The 23,442-nt window shown below is 72.6% G+C and carries 20 protein-coding genes; 15 read left to right on the top strand and 5 right to left on the bottom strand.

Annotated elements, in window-relative coordinates:
- Window positions 1-6 precede the first annotated feature (6 nt).
- Window positions 7-996: a TerC family protein gene (locus NLU66_RS00100; RefSeq protein ID WP_259360928.1), complete on the top strand. Its 990-nt coding sequence runs from the start codon at window positions 7-9 to the stop codon at window positions 994-996.
- Window positions 997-1,063: 67 nt separating this feature from the next.
- Here NLU66_RS00100 and NLU66_RS00095 read toward each other — a convergent pair whose 3' ends face one another.
- Both NLU66_RS00095 and NLU66_RS00090 read right to left on the bottom strand, forming a co-directional pair.
- A complete protein-coding gene (locus NLU66_RS00095) occupies window positions 1,064-2,482 on the bottom strand; it encodes an ABC transporter substrate-binding protein (RefSeq protein ID WP_259360927.1) in 1,419 nt (472 codons plus the stop codon).
- A 251-nt stretch (window positions 2,483-2,733) separates the two neighbouring features.
- Entirely contained in the window at window positions 2,734-3,219 is a 486-nt protein-coding gene (locus tag NLU66_RS00090; protein ID WP_259360926.1) for an AAA family ATPase, read from the bottom strand.
- Between the two features lie 111 nt (window positions 3,220-3,330).
- On the opposite strand from NLU66_RS00090, the gene NLU66_RS00085 reads away from it, so the two are divergent.
- Complete coding sequence (locus tag NLU66_RS00085; RefSeq protein ID WP_259360925.1) at window positions 3,331-4,452, top strand: class I SAM-dependent methyltransferase; 1,122 nt, start codon at window positions 3,331-3,333, stop codon at window positions 4,450-4,452.
- A 15-nt stretch (window positions 4,453-4,467) separates the two neighbouring features.
- Here NLU66_RS00085 and NLU66_RS00080 read toward each other — a convergent pair whose 3' ends face one another.
- Window positions 4,468-5,175: a response regulator gene (locus NLU66_RS00080; RefSeq protein ID WP_259360924.1), complete on the bottom strand. Its 708-nt coding sequence runs from the start codon at window positions 5,173-5,175 to the stop codon at window positions 4,468-4,470.
- The gene (locus NLU66_RS00075) at window positions 5,172-6,404 is read right to left on the bottom strand and encodes a sensor histidine kinase (RefSeq protein ID WP_259360923.1); all 1,233 of its coding nucleotides are present in this window, start codon (window positions 6,402-6,404) and stop codon (window positions 5,172-5,174) included. The genes NLU66_RS00080 and NLU66_RS00075 overlap by 4 nt, the downstream gene beginning before the upstream one ends.
- A gap of 103 nt (window positions 6,405-6,507) precedes the next feature.
- On the opposite strand from NLU66_RS00075, the gene NLU66_RS00070 reads away from it, so the two are divergent.
- The 13 genes from NLU66_RS00070 to NLU66_RS00010 all read left to right on the top strand — a co-directional run bounded on the left by NLU66_RS00070 (window position 6,508) and on the right by NLU66_RS00010 (window position 21,769).
- On the top strand, window positions 6,508-7,245 hold the full coding sequence (locus tag NLU66_RS00070) for a GAP family protein (RefSeq protein WP_259360922.1): 738 nt from the start codon (window positions 6,508-6,510) through the stop codon (window positions 7,243-7,245).
- A 119-nt stretch (window positions 7,246-7,364) separates the two neighbouring features.
- Window positions 7,365-8,459, top strand: coding sequence for a LacI family DNA-binding transcriptional regulator (locus tag NLU66_RS00065; protein WP_259360921.1), 1,095 nt, complete (start codon window positions 7,365-7,367; stop codon window positions 8,457-8,459).
- A 21-nt stretch (window positions 8,460-8,480) separates the two neighbouring features.
- Entirely contained in the window at window positions 8,481-9,764 is a 1,284-nt protein-coding gene (locus NLU66_RS00060; protein WP_259360920.1) for an alpha/beta hydrolase, read from the top strand.
- A 268-nt stretch (window positions 9,765-10,032) separates the two neighbouring features.
- Window positions 10,033-11,373, top strand: a complete 1,341-nt coding sequence (locus NLU66_RS00055; protein WP_259360919.1) for an MFS transporter — start codon at window positions 10,033-10,035, stop codon at window positions 11,371-11,373.
- A 172-nt stretch (window positions 11,374-11,545) separates the two neighbouring features.
- On the top strand, window positions 11,546-12,118 hold the full coding sequence (locus NLU66_RS00050) for a TetR/AcrR family transcriptional regulator (RefSeq protein ID WP_259360918.1): 573 nt from the start codon (window positions 11,546-11,548) through the stop codon (window positions 12,116-12,118).
- 233 nt (window positions 12,119-12,351) lie between these two features.
- Window positions 12,352-13,701, top strand: coding sequence for a DUF1343 domain-containing protein (locus tag NLU66_RS00045; RefSeq protein WP_259360917.1), 1,350 nt, complete (start codon window positions 12,352-12,354; stop codon window positions 13,699-13,701).
- 43 nt (window positions 13,702-13,744) lie between these two features.
- Window positions 13,745-15,493: a glycoside hydrolase family 3 protein gene (locus NLU66_RS00040; RefSeq protein ID WP_259360916.1), complete on the top strand. Its 1,749-nt coding sequence runs from the start codon at window positions 13,745-13,747 to the stop codon at window positions 15,491-15,493.
- A 251-nt stretch (window positions 15,494-15,744) separates the two neighbouring features.
- Window positions 15,745-17,586, top strand: coding sequence for an ABC transporter substrate-binding protein (locus NLU66_RS00035; protein WP_259360915.1), 1,842 nt, complete (start codon window positions 15,745-15,747; stop codon window positions 17,584-17,586).
- Window positions 17,583-18,719, top strand: a complete 1,137-nt coding sequence (locus NLU66_RS00030; RefSeq protein ID WP_259360914.1) for an ABC transporter permease — start codon at window positions 17,583-17,585, stop codon at window positions 18,717-18,719. Before NLU66_RS00035 ends, NLU66_RS00030 begins: the two co-directional genes overlap by 4 nt.
- A gap of 4 nt (window positions 18,720-18,723) precedes the next feature.
- Window positions 18,724-19,596, top strand: coding sequence for an ABC transporter permease (locus NLU66_RS00025; protein WP_259360913.1), 873 nt, complete (start codon window positions 18,724-18,726; stop codon window positions 19,594-19,596).
- Window position 19,597: 1 nt separating this feature from the next.
- Complete coding sequence (locus NLU66_RS00020) at window positions 19,598-20,428, top strand: ABC transporter ATP-binding protein (protein ID WP_259360912.1); 831 nt, start codon at window positions 19,598-19,600, stop codon at window positions 20,426-20,428.
- Window positions 20,421-21,272: an ABC transporter ATP-binding protein gene (locus tag NLU66_RS00015; RefSeq protein ID WP_259360911.1), complete on the top strand. Its 852-nt coding sequence runs from the start codon at window positions 20,421-20,423 to the stop codon at window positions 21,270-21,272. Before NLU66_RS00020 ends, NLU66_RS00015 begins: the two co-directional genes overlap by 8 nt.
- A 14-nt stretch (window positions 21,273-21,286) precedes the next feature.
- A complete protein-coding gene (locus tag NLU66_RS00010) occupies window positions 21,287-21,769 on the top strand; it encodes a hypothetical protein (RefSeq protein ID WP_259360910.1) in 483 nt (160 codons plus the stop codon).
- Window positions 21,770-21,852: 83 nt separating this feature from the next.
- Here the strand turns inward: NLU66_RS00010 and NLU66_RS00005 are convergent, their stop codons facing one another.
- Window positions 21,853-23,442, bottom strand: coding sequence for a DUF4185 domain-containing protein (locus NLU66_RS00005; protein WP_259360909.1), 1,590 nt, complete (start codon window positions 23,440-23,442; stop codon window positions 21,853-21,855).

The following is a 23,442-nucleotide window of genomic DNA, read 5'->3' as shown; positions in this document are numbered from 1 at the left end:
CCCCCTGTGGAGATCACCCCTCTCGTCTGGGCGATCACGATCGCCGTCACCATCGGATTCTTCGCGTTCGAGTTCCTCGTGCACGTGCGCACGCCCCATGAGCCCGGCATCGGCGAATCCGCCCGCTGGTCCGCGTTCTACATCGGCCTCGCGCTGCTGTTCGGCGTGGGCATCGGCCTCGTCTCCGGCTGGCAGTTCGGCGGCGAGTACTTCGCCGGCTACCTCACGGAGAAGGCGCTCAGCGTCGACAACCTCTTCGTCTTCCTCATCCTCATGACCGGCTTCGCCGTGCCCCGCATCTATCAGCAGAAGGTGCTGATGATCGGCATCGTCATCGCGCTGGTCATGCGCGGCGCGTTCATCGCCGTGGGTGCGACCCTCATCAGCAACTTCTCGTGGATCTTCTACCTCTTCGGCGCGCTGCTGCTGGTCCTCGCCTGGCGGCAGGCCTTCGGCGACCACGACGCCGATCCGGCCGACGGCCGCTTCATGCGCCTGGTCAAGCGGGTCCTGCCGGTCACGGACGAGTACCACGGCGACCGCCTGAGCGTCCGGAAGGACGGCCGGCGCTTCGCGACCCCGATGCTGCTGGCGATCATCGCGATCGGCTTCATCGACCTCGTCTTCGCGGTCGACTCGATCCCCGCGATCTACGGCCTCACCGACCAGGCCTACATCGTCTTCACCGCGAACGCCTTCGCGCTCATGGGCCTGCGCCAGCTGTTCTTCATGCTCGGCGGGCTGCTGCAGCGCCTGGTCTACCTCGCGCAGGGCCTTGCGGTGATCCTCGCGTTCATCGGCGTGAAGCTCGTGTTCCACGCCCTGCACGTCAACGAGCTGCCCTTCGTCAACGGCGGCGAGCCGCTGCTGTGGGTGCCGGAGATCCCGATCTGGTTCTCGCTGCTGTTCATCGGCGCGACGGTCGCGGTCGCGACGGTCGCGAGCCTGCGGGCCACGCGGAAGCAGCCGGAGGAGGTCACGGCCGACGCGCCCTGACCCTCCCCGCACGACGGACGGCGCCCGTCCCTGCCGAGCAGGGGCGGGCGCCGTCACGCGCCGGGGATCACGCCTCGACCATGCCGTTCACCTCGCTGAGCGTCTGCTCGGCGGCCTCGGCCGGGGTGATCGCCCCGAAGCGCACGTCGCCGAGGAGGCGGGTGAAGGTGTTCTGCGCATCGGCGGTGCCCATCGGCTGCACGGCCGGGGCGCCGCTGATCTCGGGGCCCACGGCGGTGAGGAAGTCGACGACGTCCTGGTCGGTCGCGGTGAGGGCGTCGCCCATCGCCGCGACGGCCGCCGGGTCCGAGGGGACGCCGCGGTTCAGCAGCTGGATCCTCTGGGCCGCGGGGTCGTTCACGAGGAAGTCGACGAGCTGGGCGGCCTGCTCCCGGTGCGTGGAGCCCTCGGCGATGGACCAGTACATGGTCGCCTTCTTGAACAGGCCGTTCTCCGATGCCTTCCCGGCGAGCGACGGCGGCCGCAGCATGACCACGTCGTCGCTGCCCACGGCGTCGCGCAGGGACTGCAGCTGGTTGGTCCAGGTCCAGGTCATCCCCGCCTTCCCGGTGGAGAACGCCTGCTGCTCGAGGGTCGCCCCGGCGTCCTCGACGGCGGCGTCCGCGGCGAGCGTCGCCCCGGACTCCTGGAGGTCGAGGTAGAGCTGGTACCAGGCGGTGAGGGACTCCGCGCTGCAGCCCATCCCGTCGGCCTGCCAGAGGTCCTCGCCCTTCTGGCGCAGGAAGATCGTGAGGTCCGCGTAGCTCGCGCCGCCGGTCACGCCGGTCACTTCACCTGCGTCGGAGATGCGGCGCGCGATGTCCTGGAGGTCGTCCCAGGTCCAGGTGGAGTCGTCGGGCAGGTCCACGCCGGCGGCCTCGAAGACGGCGGGGTTCGCGGCGACCACCCCGGCGTTGGAGCCCGTGGAGAGGCCGGTGAGCACGCCGTCCACGCGGCCGTTGTCGAGATCCGCCGCGTCGATGCCGGAGAGGTCGAGCCCCTCGAGCGCCTCGAGATCGGCGAGGATCCCGCGCCCGGTGTACTCGGCGAGGTACTTGCCGTCCATGTTGATGACGTCCGGCGGGGTGCCGCCGGCGACCTGGGTGGCGAGCTTGTCCCAGTAGCCGTCCCATTCGGAGGGCGTGAGGGTGACCTCCGCGTCGGCGTGCTCGGCGCGGTACGCGTCCACCATCTCGCCCGTGAAGTCCTGGTAGAAGGTGGGCCCCCAGAAGGTGAGCACGACCTCGTTCGAGGTGCTCGCGCTCCGGGCCGAGGGGCCGCACGCGGCGAGCAGGAGCGAGGAGGCGAGACCCCCGGCGAGCAGGGTGCGCCGGCGAGGGCCGCCGAGGCCGTGGCGTGCGGCGCCGGTGCCCGATCCGGCGCGGAGCAGCGGCGTCCGTGCGGTCGTGCAGCGCGGGGCCGCGGCGAACGGGTGCCGGGCCCGCGGCGCGACGCGGGCCGGGGCGGCGGGGGAGAGGACGGGCATGGTGGGCTCCTTCGAACGTCATCGGTCGCTGGCGGTGGCCGGAGCATAGGGCGACCGGGGAAGCGCTGTCCACGGTCCTGCGGGGTGCCCGGCGAAACCTGCAACGCGCACGTGGGAACGGGCCCGTGGTTGCAGGAATTGCCGGAACGGGCGCCGCAACACGGGCAGGGCCGACGGGCCGACGCGCGGGGCCGTCGGGCGGTGCCGACGACGGGCCGACGGGTGCAGCGCGCGTGGCCCGCCCGGCAGGATCAGCCCCGGCGCCCCTCGCCGTCCGTGCGCAGCACCGTCACCGGTCCCTCGTCCGGCCCGGGCGGCTCGAAGTTCTCGTGGTACTGCTCGGCGAGGCCGGGCGGGAGCGCGAAGTCGTCCGCATGGGCGCCCGCGCGCTCGCGGAGCCGGGCGAGCGCCGTGCCCCGATCGGTGACGACATGGAGGATCTCGACCGTGGCGTCGGTGGGGGCGAGCAGCGCCCGCCACTCCTCCCGCATCGCCCGCGACCAGAAGGAGAGGTCCACGACCACGTCGCGCCCCGCCGCGACCGCCGCGAGCAGGCGTCGCTGCAGGTCCGCGACGATCTCCTGGCCCACGTCATCGGGCAGCGGCATGCGGCGCAGGCCCCGCTCCCAGGCCTCCACGTCCACGGACAGCCGCAGCATGCCGCGCGCCTCGAGCTCCCGGGCGGCGGTGGACTTCCCGGCGCCCGCCGCGCCGCACATCAGCACCACATGGCTCATCCGGCCAGGATAGGAGTCGGGGACCTGGGACACTGGGGGTCCCGATGGGACGGTCCCGTCGCGAGGACGCTCCCCGTCGGGCCCGCCCTCGCAGAATCCCAGGAGCTCTCGATGACGATGGTCCGCTGGACCGAGCACGGCACGGAGCGCACCGCGCGCTGGCACTCCGAGAACGGTGCGCCCGCCCCGAAGCGCCTCACCGTCGTGGACGACGCGATCACCGCGAACGCGGCCCTGCGCCGGCTGCGCGCGGGGGAAGGGCTGCTGTGGCGGGGCGACTTCCCCGGTGCCCGGCAGCTGCTGAAGGCCGTGAGCCGGCGCATGGACCACGGCACCGTCCCCGCGCACATCGACCTCGCCAGCCGGTTCCGCGCGCACCGCGAGGACCGGGCGCAGCGCTCCCTCGTGCTCTCCGGGCTCGTGGTGCTCCTGGACGAGGAGCTGCGGCTGGACCTGCGCCGCGCCCCGGACACCGCGGAGGCCTGCCGCGAGGCCTACGGGGACCTCGGCGAGCCGAGCCTCGTCGCGCTCAACGAGCTGCAGGGGGTGCTGAGCGCCTGGCAGTGGCACGTGCAGGGTGTGCCGGTCCCCGCGCTGGGCGCCCGCGTGCACCCCCGCCACGGCGTGTTCTCCCCCTCCCGCTCGGAGTACGTGGACCTCGTGGCCCGCGCCCCGCTGCCGCGGGAGACGGGCCTGACCGCCTTCGACCTCGGCACCGGGACCGGCGTTCTCGCCGCGGTGCTCGCCCGCCGGGGCGCCGCCCGCGTCGTCGCGACGGACATCAACCCGCGCGCCGTGGAGTGCGCGAAGGAGAACGTCGAGCACCTCGAGCTCACGGACCGGGTCGAGGTGCTCGAGGCGGATCTCTTCCCCGAGGGGCGGGCGGATCTCGTGGTCTGCAACCCGCCGTGGCTGCCGGGGGAGCCGACCTCCCCGCTCGAGCTGGGGATCTACGACGCCGACTCCGCGATGCTGGGGCGCTTCCTCGCCGGTCTCGCCGATCACCTGAGCCCCGGCGGCGAGGGCTGGCTCGTGCTCTCCGATCTCGCCGAGCACCTGCACCTGCGCGGCCGCGGCGAGCTCGAGCGGAGGATCGAGGCGTCGGGTCTGCAGGTCGTGGGCCGGGAGGAGACGGCGCCGCGGCACCCGCGCTCGCAGGACGAGCTGGACCCGCTGCACGCCGCCCGCTCGCGCGAGGTCACCTCGCTGTGGAGGCTCCGCCCCGCCGCCTGATCCGCGGGCCCCTGCTCAGCCGCGGTGCCGGTGCCACCACAGCGCCGCCTGCACCCGCGAGTCGAGGCCGAGCTTCCGCATCGCGTGCGTGAGATGGGACTTCACCGTCGTGATCTCGACGAACAGCTCCTCCGCGATCTGCTGGTTGCTGAGCCCGCGGGCGACGGCCCCGAGCACCTCCTCCTCGCGCGGCGTGAACTGCGGCGGCGGTCCCGCGAGCGCGGGGGCGCCGACGGCGGCCTGCGCGGGGCCCGCGGCCGGCTCGCGCAGCGCGGCGACGATGGCGCGGGTCGCGGCGGGGGAGAGGACCGCGTCGCCCCGGTGCACCGCGCGCACGGCGGCGAGGATCGCAGCGGGCTCCTCCGACTTCACGAGGTAGCCGTCGGCCCCCGCGGCGAGCGCGCCGAGCACGAACTCGTCGAGGTCGAACCCGGAGATCACCAGCACGCTCGCGCCGGTCTGGCGCAGCTGCGGGGTCACCTCGATGCCCGTCGCCCCCGGCATCCGCACGTCGGTGAGCACCACGTCGGGTCGGTGCTCGCGGGCGGCCGCGAGGGCGGCGGGGCCGTCGGCCGCCTCCGCCACGACCTCCACGTCCGGTGCGCTCGAGAGCAGCGCGACGAGGCCGGAGCGCACGGCGGGATGGTCCTCCGCGACGACGACGCGGATCGGGCCGGCCGTGCCGGGCACCGGGACAGGACCGGGCGAGGGGGCGGTGCTCATGCGGGGATCCTTCCGGTCGCGGGGAGCCGGGCGCGGACGCTCCAGCGGGTGGGGGTCGACGGATCGGGCGCGCTGCGGGCCTCACCGCCCACGGCCCCGGCGCGCGCGGTGATCGCGGTGCGCCCCACCCCGTCGGCCCGGGGTTCCGGCGCTCCCGGTGGGATCGCGTTGTCGAGGGCGAGCAGGAGGTCCTCCCCGTCGAGGGCGACGGTGAGGGAGGCCGGCGCGGCGCCGTGCCGCACCGCGTTCGTGACCGCCTCCGCGCCGATCCGCAGCAGCGCGGCCTGCGCGGCGGGCTCGATCCCCGGGGACCCGGGCGCGGCGGCGTCCCCCGCTGCGGCGGCGTCGAGCGCCGGGTCGATCCGGACCTCCGCCCCGGGCAGTCCGCCGCGCAGGCGCTCGCCGAGGGATCCCCAGGAGAGGGTCGCGGTGGGGGCGGCGCCCTCCTCCGCGGTGAGCACGCCGATCATCGAGCGCAGGTCCCGCAGGGCCGCGCGGGAGGAGTCCCGGGCCGTGCGCAGCGAGCGCTCGCGCGAGGCCGCGTCCGGGAGGCCCGCGGCGAGGGAGGTGTGCAGGGAGACGGCGCTGAGGTGACCGGCGATGACGTCGTGCAGGTCGTGGGCGATGCGCCGGCGCTCGGACTCCACGGCGAGGGCCGCGCGCTCGGCGGCGAGCTCGTGCTCGAGGGAGGCGAGGGACTCCGCGGTGGCGCGCGCCTCGCGGTGATGGCGCACCTCCCACCCCCACAGCAGCGGCACGAGCACCACCATGGAGAGCACGACCGACACCCCCAGCAGCGCCTCGAGGTCCCGCACGAGCAGCCCCGCCGCGAGGATCAGCACCCCGCCCACGGCGGCCGCGGCGAGCGTCGTGACGTGGGCGAGGCGCAGCCGGCCGTGGACGACGGGGCACCACAGCGCCTCGAAGAGCAGCACGTACGCGGACATCTGCCCGCCGCCCAGGAGCTCGGCGACCACGAGCGGCGCGCCCACGGCGAGCGTCACCGCCGGCGCACGCCGCCGCCACAGGGTGCTCGCGGCCGCGACGAGCATGAGCGGCAGCGAGACGCCGAGCGACCAGGGATCGTCGGGCCGCAGGAACGGCTGGTTGACCAGGCCCATCGCCGCGAGCGCGAGCACCGCGACGGCGTAGCCGGCCGCCGCGCGCACGTCGAGCGGCTCGTTCTCCGCTGCGCCTGAGGCCGGGACCGGATCTGAGGAGGAGGGCACGCGTCGAGCCTACGGGCGCGGGGGGCGCCGTGAGCAGGGCCACGGCCCTCATCGGCACCTTCGGAGGAGGACCGCCCGCCCCGGCCCGCGCGAGCATCGGAGCATGGAGTTCACCCCGGAGACGCTCACCCCGCCGGCCCTCGTGGGGCTCGCGCTGCTGGACGGCACGTCGATCGGGACGCTCGTCGTCCCGCTGATCCTGCTGGTCTCCGGGACCGGCGGAGCGCGGCGCGTGGTGCGCGGGACCCTGCTCTACCTCGGCGTCATCGGCGTCTTCTACCTCGCGCTCGGTGTGCTGCTGCTCGCGGGCCTGCTCCCGCTCGCGCAGTCGCTGCGCGGCCTGCTCACGGGGACCGTGGGCACGGTGCTGATCGCCGTGGTCGGCGCGGCGCTGCTGTGGGCGTCCTTCCGCACGGACCCCAAGGCCGTGCGCCGTCGCGGCGGGGACCCGGAGGCCTCGGCCCGGAGGTGGACGGAGCGGGCGGGGCGCGCGCTCGGCAGCCCGCGGGCCCTCGTGGGGCTGGCCCTGCTCGCGGGGGCGGTCGAGGCCGCGTCGATGCTCCCGTACCTGGCGGCGATGGGGATCCTCGCGGAGCAGGAGGTGGGGCTCGGCGTGGGCGCCCTCGTGCTCACCGGCTACTGCCTGCTGATGATCGCCCCGGCGCTCGTGCTGTGCGGGATCCGCCTGCTGCTCGGCTCCCGCGCGGATCGCACCCTGGAGCGCGTGCACACGTGGGCGGTGGGCAGCTCCGCGAGCGCGCTCTCCTGGGCGCTCGGCATCATCGGCGTGATCCTGCTGCTGCAGACGGTGGGTCCGATCATCGGGGCCCTCGCCCGGTGATCCTCACACCGGAGGTCACGATGCGGAGAAGGCCCGGGGCCGGGGCGTGGGGCGCCGTTAGCATCGAGGGTGGGCGCCGGCTGCGGCGGCTTCGGGGGCGACGCCGGGGGAGGGCGAGCATGAGCACGGGGACAGGCTCCGGACGATCGGCGCGGGGGCGCGGCCGCACGACCACCTTGGCGGATGTCGCCCGACGGGCGGGGGTCTCGATCGCCACGGCGTCGTTCGTGCTGTCCGGGCGCGGGGGACTGCGTTCCGCCGGCTCCCCGCGCACGAAGGAGCGGGTGCGCGCCGCCGCGGAGGAGCTCGGCTACGTCCCCAACCGGCACGCGCAGGCGATGCGCACGGGCCGCGGCGGCGGGATCGTGCTCGCGCTGAGCGCCCTCGGGGACCCGTGGGGCGTGAGCCTCACCCGGCAGGTGCGGGCCACCGCGCTCCCGCACGACCTCTCCACCCTCGTCCTCGCGGACGAGCGCTGGTTCGAGTACCTCCAGGGCGCCTCCGCGGATGCCGCGCTCATCACGAGCATCGACCTCACGCCGGACGGCCCCTCGCTCACGCGCCGGCTCGCGGCGGGCTCCCACTCCGGCATCGTCGCGTTCACCGCGCAGATGGAGCCCGAGGGCTTCGACGTCATCGCCTCGACCCCCTTCGCCGCGATGCGGGAGGCCTATGCGCTCCTGCGCTGCCGGCACCCGGTGGTGCACCTGCTCGCGCCGCACCCGGTCCCGGTGGGGGACGAGCCGCCCCGACCGCGCCTGGGCTCCTTCCTCGACGCGGCGCGCGAGCACGGCGACGGGCCGCCCGAGCGGCTCGTGCGCACCACGGAGGCGGGCGACCGCGCCACGTACCTCTCCGCGCTCGACTGGCTCGCCGGCCCGGACCGGCCCGCGGCGGTGATCTGCTACACCGGCTACCAGGCGATCGCCCTGCAGCGCGCGGCGGACAGGATCGGCCTGCGCACCCCGGAGGACCTCGAGATCATCTCGATCGGCGACGTGCCGGAGGAGTCGCTGTACTTCGGCGCGATCAGCTACTTCGGCGTCCAGGACGTCTTCTCCCGGATCGCGGAGGTCGTCGTGGACCGCGCCCGCGACCGCACGGACCGTCCCGGGGCCCTCCACACCTTCGAGTGGGAGTTCTTCCCCGGGTGCACCAGCCGCGACGGCGCCGGCATCGCCGACGGGGACGCCGACGCCGCGGTCCCCTCCTGACCTGCGGCCTACGCTGGGTCCATGAGCGCCACCACCTGGTCCCTGCCCGGACTCCGCCTGTCCGACGTCACCCTCCCCGTCCCGCTGGACCATGCGGACGCGGCCTCGCCGCGGATCGAGCTCTTCGCCCGCATCGTCACCGCCCCCGGCGGGGAGGACCTGCCCTACCTCGTCTTCCTCCAGGGCGGTCCCGGCTCCGAGGCCCCGCGCCCTCTCGACGCCTCGACGCCGGGCTGGCTGCCCCGCGCGCTGCGCGAGTTCCGCGTGGTGATGCTCGACCAGCGCGGCACCGGCCGCTCCACCCCGGTGGGCCTGGACGCGCCGCTGCCGGAGGGGGTGGCCGACGGCGCCGCGACCCTGCGTGAGGCGAGCCCGCAGCAGCAGGCGAAGTACCTCACCCATTTCCGGGCCGACGCGATCGCCCGGGACGCGGAGCTGCTGCGCGAGCACCTCGGCGCGGAGCGCTGGAGCCTGCTCGGGCAGTCCTTCGGCGGCTTCACGGCGCTGCGCTACCTCAGCGCGCACGCGAGCTCCGTGGAGACGGCGCTGTTCACGGGCGGGCTGCCGAGCGTGGGCCCGGACATGGAGGCCGCCTACCGCCTCACCTGGGAGGGCATGGCGGTGCGCTCCGAGCGCTACTGGGACCGCTTCCCGGGGGACCGGGACCGCTTCCGCGCGCTCGCGGACCGCGCCGCCGCGGGCACCCTGCGGGTCCCCGGCGGGACCGTGGGCGTGGAGCGGCTGCGCCGGCTGGGGCACCTGCTGGGCGCCTCCTCCGGCCAGGAGAGGCTGCACCTGCTGCTGGATCTGGACCCGGACTCCCCGGCCTTCGCGCACGACCTCGCCGCGGCGCTGCCCTTCGGCGGGCGGAACCCGCTGTACGCCGTGATCCACGAGTCCTGCTGGGCCGACGGCACCGCGACCGCGTGGACGGCGGAGCGCACCATGCCCGCGGCGGTGCGGGAGGACCCGACGCTGCTCGCGGGGGAGCACATGCACCACGAGGCGATCAGCGAGGATCCCGAGCTCGCGCCCTTCGCGGAGGCGGCCGAGATCCTCGCCGCGCACGCGTGGCCGCGGCTGTACGACGAGCAGGCCCTGCGCGCGGCCGAGGTCCCGGCCGCCGCGGCCGTCTACTTCGAGGACGCCTACGTGCCGCGGGAGGCCTCGCTCGCCACCGCGGCCCTGCTGCCGCTGATGAGGACCTGGGTGACCAGCGAGTTCGAGCACAACGGCCTCCGCGCGAGCGGCGAGGGCGTGCTCGACCACCTCCTCGACCTCGCGGCAGGCCGCCGCGCCGCCTGAGCCGCGTCCTTCGCACCACCGAGCGCGGCGTCGCCCTTCCGGGGCGGCGCCGCGTCTCGCTACGCGGCACGAAGCGATGTGCGCTCGCTCACGCTACGAGAAGGGCGCCGCAGGTCATGGAGGGGTCGATCGGGAGTCCGCGACGGAAAACCAACCACTGGACGGTTCGGTCTCGACAAATTAGTGGCATGGAACTAATAATCTCCTCCAAGTCGCAGTGAGCGACTTGCAACGACGCATGCGCGCCACGTGACGAAGGAGTCCTCTCGTGACCTCTCATGACCCCGGCACCGGGTTCGCCCCGGATCCGACGATCGACCTCCAGGGCAGCCCGAACCTCATCGGCCCCAAGCTCCCGATCCCGCACCTCGGCATCAAGCCGGACACGAAGAAGCCGGTCTGGTACGTCGGTGCCGTCTTCCTGGGGCAGTTCGGCCTGTTCGTCGCACTGCTCGCCCCGGTGATGGTCTCGCTCCAGCTCAAGGTCGCGAGCCTCACCGACGACCCGGCGCAGCAGGCCTCCATGCTTGCGACGATCCTCCCCGGCGGCGCCCTCGCCGCCGTCATCTTCAACGCGGTCGGCGGTCGCATCTCCGATCGCACGATCGGCCGCTGGGGTCGGCGCCGTCCGTGGATCGTCATCGGCGTGACGGGGCTCGCCGTGGCGCTGCTCGTCATCGCCCTCGGCACGAACACCCTGACCCTCGCGGTCGGCTGGTTCCTGGCCCAGGCCTTCGCGAACACGGGCTTCGCGGCCTACACCGCCTCCCTCGCCGACCAGCTCTCCGAGGAGCAGTACGGCAAGACCTCCGGCCTCGTGGGCATCGCCCAGAACGTCGGCATCATGGTCGCCACCTGGATGGGCTCCTTCTTCACCGAGAACATGCTGCTGCTGTTCATGGTCCCCGCCGTCATCGGCTTCATCGCGATGGTGATCTACGCGCTCGCGATCCCCGAGCCGGTGCTCGTGAAGAACAAGTACCCGTTCAACCTCCGCGAGCTGCTCTCCACCTTCTGGACCAACCCGATCCGGTACCCGGACTTCGGCCTGGCCTGGTGGGGCCGGTTCATGATCATCTTCGCGTCCTACCTGTTCACCTCGTTCCGCCTGCTGTACATGCAGAACCACCTCGGCCTGGACACGGCGAGCGCCGCCGGGGCCGTTGCCCTCGGCGTCACGATCTACACCGTCGCCTCGATGGTCGCGAGCCTGGCCGCCGGCTGGATCTCGGACCGGATCGGCCGCCGCAAGGTGATCGTCGCCGTTGCGATCCTCGTCTTCGGCATCGGCACCTACATGCTGCTCCACGTGGACTCCGTGAGCATGTTCTACGTCGTCGAGGCGATCCTCGGTCTCTCCTACGGCGCGTACCTCGCGGTCGATCTCGCGCTCGTCTTCGAGGTGCTCCCGGACCGCATGAACACCGGCAAGGACCTCGGTGTGTTCAACATGGCGAACGCCCTGCCGCAGTCGCTGGCCCCGGGTGTCGGCGGCTTCCTGCTCGCGAACCTCGGCGGCGGCACGGACTTCACGGCGCTCCTCGTCCTGGCACTCGCGGCGGCCGTTCTCGGCGCCGTGCTCACGATGTTCATCCGCTCCGTGAAATAGTGAGCCCGTACCAATGAACCGGTGCCGGAGCGGCCTCGCCGCTCCGGCACCGGCGTCCCCGGGGGTCGATGACGATCCCTCCCGTGCCGAAGGGTCTCCCATGACTGCTGTCCCGCAACGAGGCAGGACCGCCCGCCGTCGCCCCGGTCGTCCCCGGGGCCAGGACTCCGCCGTGATCCGGGAGAGCGCGCTGCGTGCCGCCGTCGATCTCATCGCGCGCCAGGGCTTCGCAGCGACCTCCATGTCCCAGGTCGCGGAGGCCGCGGGGATCTCCCCCTCGGGCCTCGCCCACCACTTCCCCTCGAAGAAGGCCCTCCTGGGGGCCGTGCTCGCCTACCGCGACGTCATGGACAACGAGGGCGGCCTGCGGCTCGACGACGAACCGTGGACCTGCTTCGACCAGCTCGTCGACGTCGCCGCCGTGAACTCCACGCGGCACCAGCTCGTGCTCCTCTACACGACGATGGTGGGGGAGGCCGTCACCGAGGACCACCCCGCGCACCCGTGGATGGCGGGGCATTTCCGGGATGTGCTCGCCTCGCTCTCCGCGTGCCTGATCCGGGACCAGGAGCTCGGCCGCGTGCGGGCGGACGCCCCCGTCGGCACGATCGCCCGCCAGATGGTCGCGCTGATGGACGGTCTCCAGGTGCAGTGGCTGCTCGACGATTCCGTCGACATGGTCGCGATCCTCCGGCAGTACGTGGACGACCTCAAGGCGACCTGGGGTACCACCCCCGCCGCCTGAGTCGTCGGAAGGAACTTCCACCACGGCGGCCGACGGGCGGGGCGCGCCGCGCGCCTGCGGTGTCGCGGCGACCCTTGTCCGCCGGCGTCACCCTTGCTAGCGTGACCATCCATCCCGCACCTGATCGGCGACGAGGCCGGTCATGCAGGGTTCCCGGAGGTCGGGCAGGCGAGACGGCCGTCGGGGTCCCCGTTCCCCGAGGTCCTCCAGGAGTCCCCGTGGCATCACGCAGCATGGAAGAAAGTTCCGCATCCACCGCGTCCCGCCCCGGTCGTCGCCGGGTCCTCACGAGCCTCTCCGCGCTGCCGGCCGGCGCCGTGCTCGCGACCGCGGGAGCGGCCGCCGCGGCACCCGCCGCGCCCGCGAAGGGGAACGGCAAGGGGAAAGGAAAGCACCGGTTCCGGCTCGGCGTCGAGAACCTCCTCGAGGGCGAGCAGCTCTCCCTGCTGGAGGGCGCGAAGGTCGGCCTGGTCACCAACCCCACCGGCACGGACTCCACGCTCACCTCCACGATCGACCTGCTCTTGGGCGCGCAGGAGAAGGGCGGCTTCGAGCTCGTCGCGCTCTTCGGCCCCGAGCACGGCGTGCGCGGGGCGGAGCCCGCCGGCGGCAGCGTCGAGGACTATGTCGACGAGCGCACCGGCCTGCCCGTGCGCTCCCTCTACGGTGCCACGCAGAAGCCCACGCCGGAGATGCTCGCCGACGTCGACGTGCTCGTCTTCGACATCCAGGACATCGGCGCCCGCTTCTACACCTACATCTGGACCCTCTACTACCTGCTCGAGGCCGCCGGCGAGAACGACAGGCGGGTGGTGGTGCTGGACCGGCCGAACCCGCTCGGCACCGTCGTCGAGGGCTTCCTGCTGGACCCCGCCCTCTCGAGCTTCGTGGGGCTGAAGGAGATCCCGCAGCGCCACGGCCTGACCGTCGGCGAGCTCGCCACCTACTTCGCGCAGGAGTTCCTGGACGGCGCCGTGCAGCTCGACGTCGTGCCCATGACCGGCTACGACCCGGAGGATCCCGCCGCCGCGGCGGCGCGGCTGCCCTGGGTGCTGCCCTCGCCGAACGTGCCCACCCGGGAGACGGCGATCGTCTACGCCGGCACCGGCCTCATCGAGGCGATCAACGTCTCCGAGGGCCGCGGCACCACGACCCCCTTCCTCTGGTTCGGCGCGCCGTTCCTCACCGAGGAGCTCGTGGACGCGGTGATCGCCGCGCTCGACGCGGCGGAGCTCCCGGGTGTGCGCTTCCGGCCGATGTTCGCGACGCCCACCACCTCGAAGCACGCCGGCGAGTTCTGCGGCGGCGTGCAGATCCACCTCGTCGACGAGGAGGCCTACGAGCCGGTGCGCACCGGCATCCACGTGCTCTCCGCCCTGCTGCGCGAGGTCGAGGAGGTCGACTGGCGCGAGGGGGAGAAGTGCCGCACCGAGGCGGACGTCTGCTGGATCGACAAGCTCTCCGGCACCACCCGCACGCGGCTCATGCTCGACGCGGGCGAGGACCCGGAGACGGTCGTCCGCGCCTGGCGCGAGGACGTGCGCTCCTTCGAGCGCGCCTCCCGCCGTCACCGCCTCTACTGAGCAGTCCCGTCCCCGCACCTCCCTCCCCACCCCAGGAGTCCCCATGACCAGCTCCCCTCAGCTCACCCGTCGCGGCCTCGGCGCCGCGGCCGTGCTCGGCGCCGCCGCCGTCCCGCTCGCACCTGCCGTCGCCGCGCCTGCGAAGGGCGGCCACCACGGGGGAGACCTCGACACCCAGGTCGAGGAGCGGCTCGCCGCGATGAGCACCGAGCAGAAGATCGGCCAGCTCTTCATCGCCGTCGGCTACGGCGCCACGGTGGACGAGGCGCGCGAGGAGAACACGACGAGCGCGGGCGTCGCCAGCACCGCGGAGATCATCTCCACCCACCACGTCGGCGGGCTCATTGCCTTCGCGTGGTCCGGGAACGTCGACTCGATCGAGGCGGCCGCGGGCTGGACCGCCGGCGCGCAGCGCGCCGCGGCGGAGGCCGGGGAGGTGCCGCTCATGATCGGCATCGACGAGGAGCGCGGCGTGGTCAAGCGCCTGCCCGCCCCTGCGACCGCCCTGCCCGGCGCGATGGCGCTCGGCGCGAGCCGCTCCGAGGTGCACGCCCGCAAGGCCGCCCGCATCACGGCCGACGAGCTCGCCGCCGTCGGCTTCACCCAGAACTACGCCCCCATCTGCGACGTCAACGTCAACGCGCAGAACCCCGTGATCGGCGTGCGCTCCGTGGGCGCGAATCCCGAGCTCGTCGCCGATCTCGCGAGCGCCCAGCTGCGCGAGGCGCAGAAGCGCGGCATCTCCGCGACCGTGAAGCACTTCCCCGGCCACGGGGACACCGCGACCGATTCGCACGTGGGCCTGCCCGTCATCGACCACAGCCGCGAGGAGCTCGACGAGATCGACCTCCCGCCCTTCCGCCGCGCGGTCGAGGACGGCGTCGACGCGATCATGACCGCGCACATCGTGGTCCCCGCGCTCGACGACTCCGGCGTCCCCGCGACCCTCTCCCACCCGATCCTCACGGGCGTGCTGCGCGAGGAGATCGGCTTCGAGGGCGTCATCGTCACCGACTCCCTCGCCATGGAGGGCGTGCGCACGATGTTCGGCGACGACCGCGTCCCCGTCGAGGCGATCCTCGCGGGGGCGGACCAGATGCTCATGCCGCCGGATCTCGCCGTCGCGATCGGCGGAGTGCGCGCCGCGGTCGAGTCGGGGGAGATCACCGCGGAGCGGCTCGACGCCTCCGTGCGCCGCATCCTGCGCCAGAAGGCGCGGCGCGGTCTGCTCGACGGCGCGCCCGAGGTGGACCCGGGGCGTGCGGAGCGGGAGCTCGGCTGTCGCGACGCGCTGCGCACCGCGGAGAGGATCGCCGGGGACGCCGCGACCCTGCTCGTCGAGGGCTCGGCGCTCCCGCTGCGCCGCGGCGCGAGCGTCATCGTGCTCGGCGCGGGCAGCGCCGCCGTGCAGGACGCCCTCGTCACCGCGCTCGAGGACCGGGGGCTCGAGGCCTCCCGCGGCGCCGCGGCCGACGCCGCCGGCGCGGACCTCGTCGTGGCGCTGACCTCCTCGAGCTCCTTCGTCACGCCGGCCGCGCAGGTCACGGCCGTGAAGGAGGCCGCGGCGACGGGCACGCCGGTGCTCCACGCCTCCCTGCGGAACCCCTACGACGTGGTGCACGTGGGGGAGGTGGACACCTCGATCGCCCTGTACTCCGACGCCCTGTGCTCCCTGCGCGCGCTCGCGGGGATCGTCGTCGGCCGGGTGAGCCCGGCGGGCCGACTCCCCGTCGCCATCCCGACGGCGGACGGCACGGGGGAGGCCTTCGCGTACGGGGCCGGTCTGGGCTGACCGGTCCCGCCACGAGCGGGTGGGGGAACATGGCGCCGGGCGGGTCGGGGGACCTGTCCGGCGCCACTGCGTCGGGCGCGTCGATCGGGGCGTGACCTGCGCGGATACTGGGCCGCGCCGAAGTTCTCCACAATGCTCACGTGGGAGAGTGGGCTGTGGCACACTGCGGTAATCGATTCCCCACGGGCGTGCTGGGCAAAGGAGCCCCGGCTGCGGTCGTGCCCTCGGGGGCTTCGCGAAACGAGGCACGCATGACCTCTCCCTCCCCCTCTTCCTCTTCGTTCCGTCCGCACCTGGACCGCGACGACGTCGTCGCCTACCAGCTGAGCCGCCGGGGCCTCCTGGCCGCCGGCGGCGTCGCCGCGACCGGACTCCTCGCCGCCTGCGCGGGCGGCTCCTACACCGACAACGGCGGCACCAAGGGCGGCGGTGAGGAGGTGCAGATCGCGAAGGCGAACATCCCCACGCCGCGCGAGGAGACCGTCATCTTCGTCGACGGCGCGGACTTCCAGATCTTCGACAACTGGAACAACCTCATCCCCAACGGGGCACCTCTCGGCAGCGGCTTCCACGCCTCCTGCATGGAGTCGCTGTTCTACCTCGACCCCGTCTCCGGCGAGACGATCCCGTGGCTCGCCGAGAAGTGGGAGTTCAACGAGGACTTCACCGAGTTCACGATCGCCCTGAACCCCAAGGCCGCCTGGAGCGACGGCGAGCCCGTCACCTCCAAGGACTTCGCCTACACGATCGGCCTCGCCCGCGACCACGACGACCTGCTCCGCGGCGGCGGCGACTACAAGGACATCACCGACGTCGCCACACCGGACGACCACACCGCCGTCCTCACCCTGAAGAACCCCAACCCGCGCTTCCACTACCTCTTCGTCAACGTCCTCATCGACGCCTTCGACATGAAGCCCGCCCACATCTGGGAGAAGCAGGACCCGGCGACGTTCATGGACAACCCGCCCGTGCGCACGGGCCCCTACACGCTCAAGCAGGCCATCCCTGACCAGAAGATGTTCGTCTGGGAGCGCAACCCCGACTACTGGAACGCCGAGAACCTCGACCCCAAGGCGAAGTACGCCATCTGGCACACGATCCCGCCGCAGGCCGACGCCGCCGCGCTGCTCTTCGAACGCGCGCAGACGGACTACGGCTCCGTCGACGCCGAGTACGCCGCCCAGCTCGAGGCCAAGGGCTACCCCGCCCTCGTCACCGCGACCTTCCTGGACCCCTGCCCGCGCGGGCTCTGGGTGAACTCCGCCGCGGAGCGCGGGGTCGTCGGCGACCCGAAGATGCACTGGGTGATCAGCTGCCTCGTGGACCGCGAGACCATCGCGACGAAGGTGATGCCCGTGGTCACCGAGCCCGCCCAGTGGCCGTGGGCGAACTACGAGTCCACCTCGAAGTTCAGCTTCCCCGAGCTCGCGGAGAAGTACCCGCTCACCTACGACCCCGAGAAGGCCGCGGCCCTGCTCGACGAGATCGCCCCGAAGGACTCCGGCGGCACCCGGATGTACGACGGGAAGAAGGCGAGCATCGAGATCATCACGACGGAGGCCGTCGGCTCCCCGCTGTTCAACGTCGGCGAGCTGCTGCGCAAGGAGCTCGTGGACCTCGGCGTCGCCGCGACCTACCGCAGCGTCGCCCCGGCCGTCTACGACGAGGCCGGCAAGGCCGGCGAGTTCGACGTCCAGGTCGGCTGGTCCTGCGACTTCCGCAACGACCCGCGCGACGTGCTGAAGCCCTACCCGAAGGAGGCCATCGCCCCGCTCGGCAAGGAGGCCACCGAGGGCAACAACGTGCGCCTGGACGACGAGGAGATGGAGGACGTCGTCGAGAAGCTCGGCCAGCTCGACCCCGCGGGGGACGAGGCGATGGAGCTCTACCGCCAGGGCATGGAGCGCTACTTCGAGCGCCTCCCGTTCGTGCCCGTCGTGCAGACCCCCGGCACCCAGTACTTCAACAGCACCTTCTGGAAGAACTGGCCCGCGGGCGACGACATGTACGCCCTGCCCTTCCCCTGGTGGGGGCACTTTCTCTTCGGGCTCGGCGGCATCGAGTCCACCGGCCAGAAGGCACCCGAGTGACCATCCCGGGCTCCGTCGGCACGGAGCACGTGGACCCGGACCCGGCAGCGGAGGCCGGGCCGGGCGGCGCCCCCGCGGGCGCCCCCGCCGTGACCGGGCGCGCCGCCCGCGGCGGCCGTCGCGGCGGCGAGTTCCTCCGCTACGCCGTGCGCCGCCTGGGGCTGTTCGTCGTCGAGCTGTGGGGAGCGGTCACCCTCACGTTCTTCTTCTTCCGGCTCATCCCCGGCGACCCGGTGCAGACCCTCCTGCTCACCCTCGAGCGCCAGTACGGCAAGGACTCGAGCGCGAGCCAGGAGGTCATCAAGCGCTACCGCACCGAGTTCGGCCTCGACGGCAACCTCTTCGAGCAGTACCTGCGCTACATGAAGAAGCTGTTCATCGACGTCGACATGGGCCCCTCGCTGCTCGCCTATCCCACGCCCACCCAGGACCTCATCCTGCGGGCGCTGCCCTGGACGATCGGGCTGCTCGGCGTCTCCGCCGTGCTCTCGTGGGTCATCGGCATGGCCCTCGGGGCGCTCGCCGGATGGCGCCGGGGCAAGGCCGACGCGGAGTTCGCGACCAACGCCTCGATCGTGTTCGGCCAGGTGCCGTTCTACTTCGTTGCGCTGATCCTCGTGTACGTCTTCGCCTACGTGCTGGGCTGGTTCCCCTCCCGCTCCGCCTACGACTCCGCCTTCGCGGGCACCTTCTCGCTGGACTACGTGCTCTCGGTGCTGAACCACGCGATCCTGCCGTCGGTCTCGATCGTGGGGGTCGGCGTGCTCGGCTGGCTGCTGAGCACCCGCATGCTCATGGTGCCGATCCTCGGCGAGGACTTCCTCCAGTTCGCGGAGGCCAAAGGACTGCGCCACCGCACCATCCTCATGAACTACGCGGTGCGCAACTGCTATCTCCCGCAGGTGACCGCCTTCGGGATCGGGCTGGGCTTCATCTTCAGCGGGAACGTGCTGGTGGAGCAGCTGTTCAGCTATCCCGGGCTGGGGGTGCTGCTCGTGAACTCGATCTCGATCCTCGACTTCAACACGATGCTCGGCACCACCATCGTCGCGATCATCACCGTGCTCACGGCGAACCTGCTGCTGGACTTCCTGCTGCCCGTGCTCGATCCCCGCGTCACCTACTGGAGGTGAGGACATGATCCGACGTCTGCTCCGCGGGGTGCTCGGCCTGCTCCGCACCAACCGCAAGTTCCTCATCGGCAGCTGCCTGCTCGTCACGCTCGTCGCCGTCGCCCTGCTCTCGCCCGTGATCTCGAGGGCCATCGGCGGCGGTACGGACCCGACGGCGCTCGCCGCCTTCGAGCGCTGGCAGATGCCCGGCGGCCGCAACCTCCTGGGCACCGACCGCTACGGCCGGGACGTGCTCGCCATGGTCGTCTCCGGCACCCGTGTCTCGCTGCAGATCGGCGCCGTCGCCGGGATCGTCTCCACGGTGGTCGGCGTGATCGTCGGCTTCGTGGCCGGCTACAAGGGCGGTGTCATCGACACGGTGCTCTCGGCCTGCACCTCGATGCTGCTCGTGGTGCCCACGCTGCCGCTGCTCATCGCGATGTCCGCCTACGCGAAGGAGGTCACGCTCTTCCAGGTGAGCCTCATGCTCGCGATCTTCGCGTGGCCGTTCTCCGCCCGCACGATCCGCTCCCAGGTGCTCACCCTGCGCACCCGGCCCTACGTGGAGCTCGCGCGGGTCTCGCGGATGGGGGACATGGAGATCATCGTCAAGGAGCTGCTGCCCAACCTGCTGCCGTTCATCGGCGTGGGCTTCGCGTCCTCCGCGCTGGGGGCCGTGTTCGGGCTGCTGGGCCTGCAGGTGATCGGCCTCGGCCCCTCCGGCGTCATCGACCTGGGGTTCCTCATCTTCACCGCGATCGACACGGGCGCCCTCACGCTGGGCGCCTGGCCGCTGTTCGTGGTGCCGATCGTCATCCTCATCGGCCTGTTCGCCGGGCTGAACATGATCAACTTCGGTCTCGAGGAGATGTACAACCCCCGTCTGAAGGGTGCGTGACATGGACCAGGACGACATCCTCACCGTGCGCGGCCTCGACGTCGAGTACGCGACCCCCTCCGGTCCCGCGCGGGTCCTCCAGGACGTGGACCTCGACGTGCGCCGCGGCGAGATCCTCGGCATCGCGGGGGAGTCCGGGAGCGGGAAGACCACGCTCGCCGTGACCCTGCTGCGGCTGCTCAAGGCGCCCGGCCGGGTCGCCTCCGGCAGTGCGACCTTCCGCCCGGAGGCCGGCCCCGAGGTGGACCTGCTCGGGATCGACGCGGGCCGCATGCGCTCCCTGCGCTGGCGGAACATCTCCTACCTGCCGCAGGGGTCGATGAACTCGCTGAACCCGGTGATCCGGATCCGTGACCAGTTCCGGGACGTGATCCTCGAGCACGAGCCGCAGCGGCGCCGCGGCCTGGACGCCCACATCGCGGGGCTGCTCGAGCAGGTGGGCCTGAGCCCCGCCGTCGCGCGGATGTACCCGCACGAGCTCTCCGGCGGCATGAAGCAGCGCGTGCTCATGGCCATGTGCATGGCCCTCGAGCCGGACATCGTCGTCGCCGACGAGCCCACCACCGCGCTCGACGTGACGATCCAGCGGGTCGTGCTCCAGCTGCTCGCGGACCTCGTGGAGACCTACGGCTCGACCGTGATCCTCATCAGCCACGACATGGGTGTGCACGCGCAGCTCGTGGACCGCATCGCCGTGATGAACGAGGGCCGGGTCGTGGAGGTGGGGGACGTGCGCCAGGTCTTCAAGGACCCCCGCGACCCGTACACCCGCTCCCTGATCGAGTCGATCCCCACCATGGAGGGGACCGTCGCCGGAGGTATCGATGCCTGAGCAGACCAGCCCTCCCCGCATCGAGGTCGACGACCTCGTCCAGGAGTTCCGTGCCCGCGGCACCGCGGGCGGCCGCACGGTGGCCGTGGACCACGTGTCCTTCACGCTCGACGCGGAGCCCGGTCGGATCGTGAGCCTCGTGGGGCAGTCCGGCAGCGGCAAGTCCACCCTCGCCCGGAACATCCTGGGACTGCAGCCGCCCACCGCGGGCGCCGTCCGGTACGACGGCCAGGACGTCTACGCCATGTCCCGGCGGCAGCTGGACGAGTACCGCCGGGCGGTGCAGCCCGTGTTCCAGGATCCGTACGCGATCTTCAACCCCGTGTACACGGTGGACCGCGTGCTCCACATGGCAGTGAGGAAGTTCCGTCTCGCCTCGAGCGCGGAGAAGGGCCTCGCGATGATCCGCGAGTCCCTCGCCGCCGTGAAGCTCGACCCGGACCAGGTGCTGGGCCGTTACCCGCACCAGCTCTCGGGCGGGCAGCGCCAGCGCGTCATGCTCGCGCGGGTGCACCTGCTGCGGCCCCAGTACGTCGTGGCCGACGAGCCCGTCTCGATGCTCGACGCGCAGGTGCGCAAGGCGTTCCTCGACATCCTCCGTGCCTTCTCCTCGGAGCACGGCATGACCACCCTGTTCATCACCCACGACCTCGCCACCGTGCACTACGTGGGCGGGGACATGATGGTGCTGAACCGCGGGGTCGTCGTCGAGGAGGGGCCCGTGACGACGGTGATGTCCGATCCGCAGCACGAGTACACGCGGCTGCTGCTGGACTCCGTGCCACGCCCGGACCCGGACTTCCGCTGGAAGGACCGGCTCGACGTCGCGGACGTCCAGGGATGAGAGGCCGACGGCCGATGCCCCCGCCTCCCCGTCCCCGCTCCCGCCCCCGTCCCCGCTCCCGGCGGGCGGCGATGCTGCTCGCGGCCTCGGCGCTGCTCGTCGCCCTGCCCGCGAGCGCCGCGACGATCCCGCCGGCGGATCTGGGCCCGCAGCCGTATACGGAGCAGGTGAGCGTGCGCTCCGGCGAGACGCTCGAGGTCACCGCCTGGACCCGCACCACCGACGCCTCCGCGACGGTGCTCGTGGGCGCCCGCTGGGGCGGCGGCGAGCAGGTGGAGTCCTTCGCCGCCGGGGATCCCGGGGTGCCCGCCGATCACCGGGTCCGGGTGGAGGTGCCCGCCGGCGTGGACGAGCTCGAGGTCGTGGTCGGCCAGGTCGGTGCCGAGGAGGACGCCCTGCTGCAGGTGGACCGGGTCGATCTCGCCGGCGCCGCCCACGTGCCGGGCGCCGGCACCGTCACCACGGAGCAGCGCGGCCACTGCAGCTGCGACGACTGAGCGGGTCCGACGGCTGAGCAGGTCCGACTGCCGGGCGGGTCCGACGGGGCGCCGTCCCTAAGCCTCCCCGTCGGACATCCCGCTCAGCCCGTCGCCTCGAGGGTGACGTCGTCGACCTGGGTCCAGTTGTCGCCGCCGTCGGCCGAGTAGCCCGCGACCACCTCGACGCTGGTGACGCCGTCCGGCACCGTGAAGGTGCTCGTGTAGGGGCGGTACTCGTAGGCGTCCGTCGCGACGGGCAGCGCCTCGATCGCGTCACCGCCCTCCCAGCGCGCCCCGAGGAACTGGGTGGCGACCCCCTCGGAGGAGCGCATCTGCGCGCCCACGGTGTAGGTCTCCCCGGGCTGCACGGAGACCCGCTGGGTCACGAGCTGGCGGCCCAGGTCCTCCGCGGTGCGCATCCAGACGTTCTTCTCCCCGGACTGCGAGCAGCAGCCGGTGTCGATGCCGCGGGCGGAGGTGCCGTCGAAGCGCCAGGCCCCGCGGGTGAGGTCGCTCGTCGCCTCGAAGCCGCCGTCGAGCAGCCGGCCCGGCACGTGCGAGGCGCTGAACTCGGCCATCGAGGTGTAGCGGTGCTGGCCGCCGGCGTTGCCCATGAGGCGCACGCCGGTCGCGGCGGTCGCGGGGAAGACGACCGTGTGGGTCGCGGGCCCGCTGGGCGTCGGGTCGAAGGTGGGGGAGAGTGACTGACCGGGCACGGGCTCCCACGTGCCGTCCACGCGCACCTCCACCCAGGGCACGTCGGTGTACCAGCCGCCGTCCTCCGCGGGGGTGCCGGTCGTGAACTCGACCTGGTTGACGGTGCGGGTGGTGGGCCAGGTGACGCCCCACCAGGAGTGGTTCTTCACCTCGCCGTCCCAGTCGGTGACGGCGGTCGCGGGGTCCCCGTCGGTGAGCGGCTCGAGGGTCCCCTGGAACACGGACTTCGAGACGGGCACGGCGTCCTCGAGGGTCGCGAGGTCCTCGCCGGTGGGCGCGTCATGGGTCGCGTCGTCGAGCGGGGTGAGCGTGTAGGTGCGCAGGTTGAAGTTGTAGTTCGGGTTCGCGTCCGGCAGGCCGCAGCACTGGTTGGACTGCATCTGCATCGAGCGACCGTCCTCGCTCATGAACTTCGAGAGCAGGGAGATGCCGTAGCCCCAGATCTGCACGTCGGGCTCCGAGGTGCGGGTCGTGTCGTGGTAGCTCGCCTCGCGCCACGGGCCCCACGGGGTCTCCGACTCGTAGAAGTGCTGGCTGCCCCACGACCACGAGGACATCAGGTAGCGGTCCAGCACCGGGTTGTAGAGCGTGCCGCCCTGGGAGATGATCCCGCCCTCCATGGAGGGGACCGTGTCCTCGAAGGTGTTGTCGTAGTTCAGGCGGTGGTCCTGGAGCACCGGGGCCTTCTCCTCGATCCTCTTCGAGAAGCGGGGAGCGCCCTTCGCGGAGGCGCCCGTGTAGAACTCCCACGCCTTTCGGTCGTCCACGCGGTCCTTGGGGACGCGCGCGAGGTACACATCGCCGCGGCCGCGCCAGTTGTGGTCCGTCGCGTACGCGTAGGCGTAGTCCGAGTCGTTCCACTCGCCGCCCTGGCCGAAGTCCGCGAACCAGATCGTCGTGAACTCCTCGTCGGAGAACATGGGCTTCGTGGTGTCCTTCGCGGCCCAGGTGCGGCCGCCGTCGGTGGACTTCAC

It is taken from the genome of Brachybacterium sp. NBEC-018, from assembly GCF_024860185.1.
GTDB lineage: Bacteria > Actinomycetota > Actinomycetes > Actinomycetales > Dermabacteraceae > Brachybacterium > Brachybacterium rhamnosum.
This window is presented reverse-complemented; position numbering and strand designations above follow the sequence as displayed.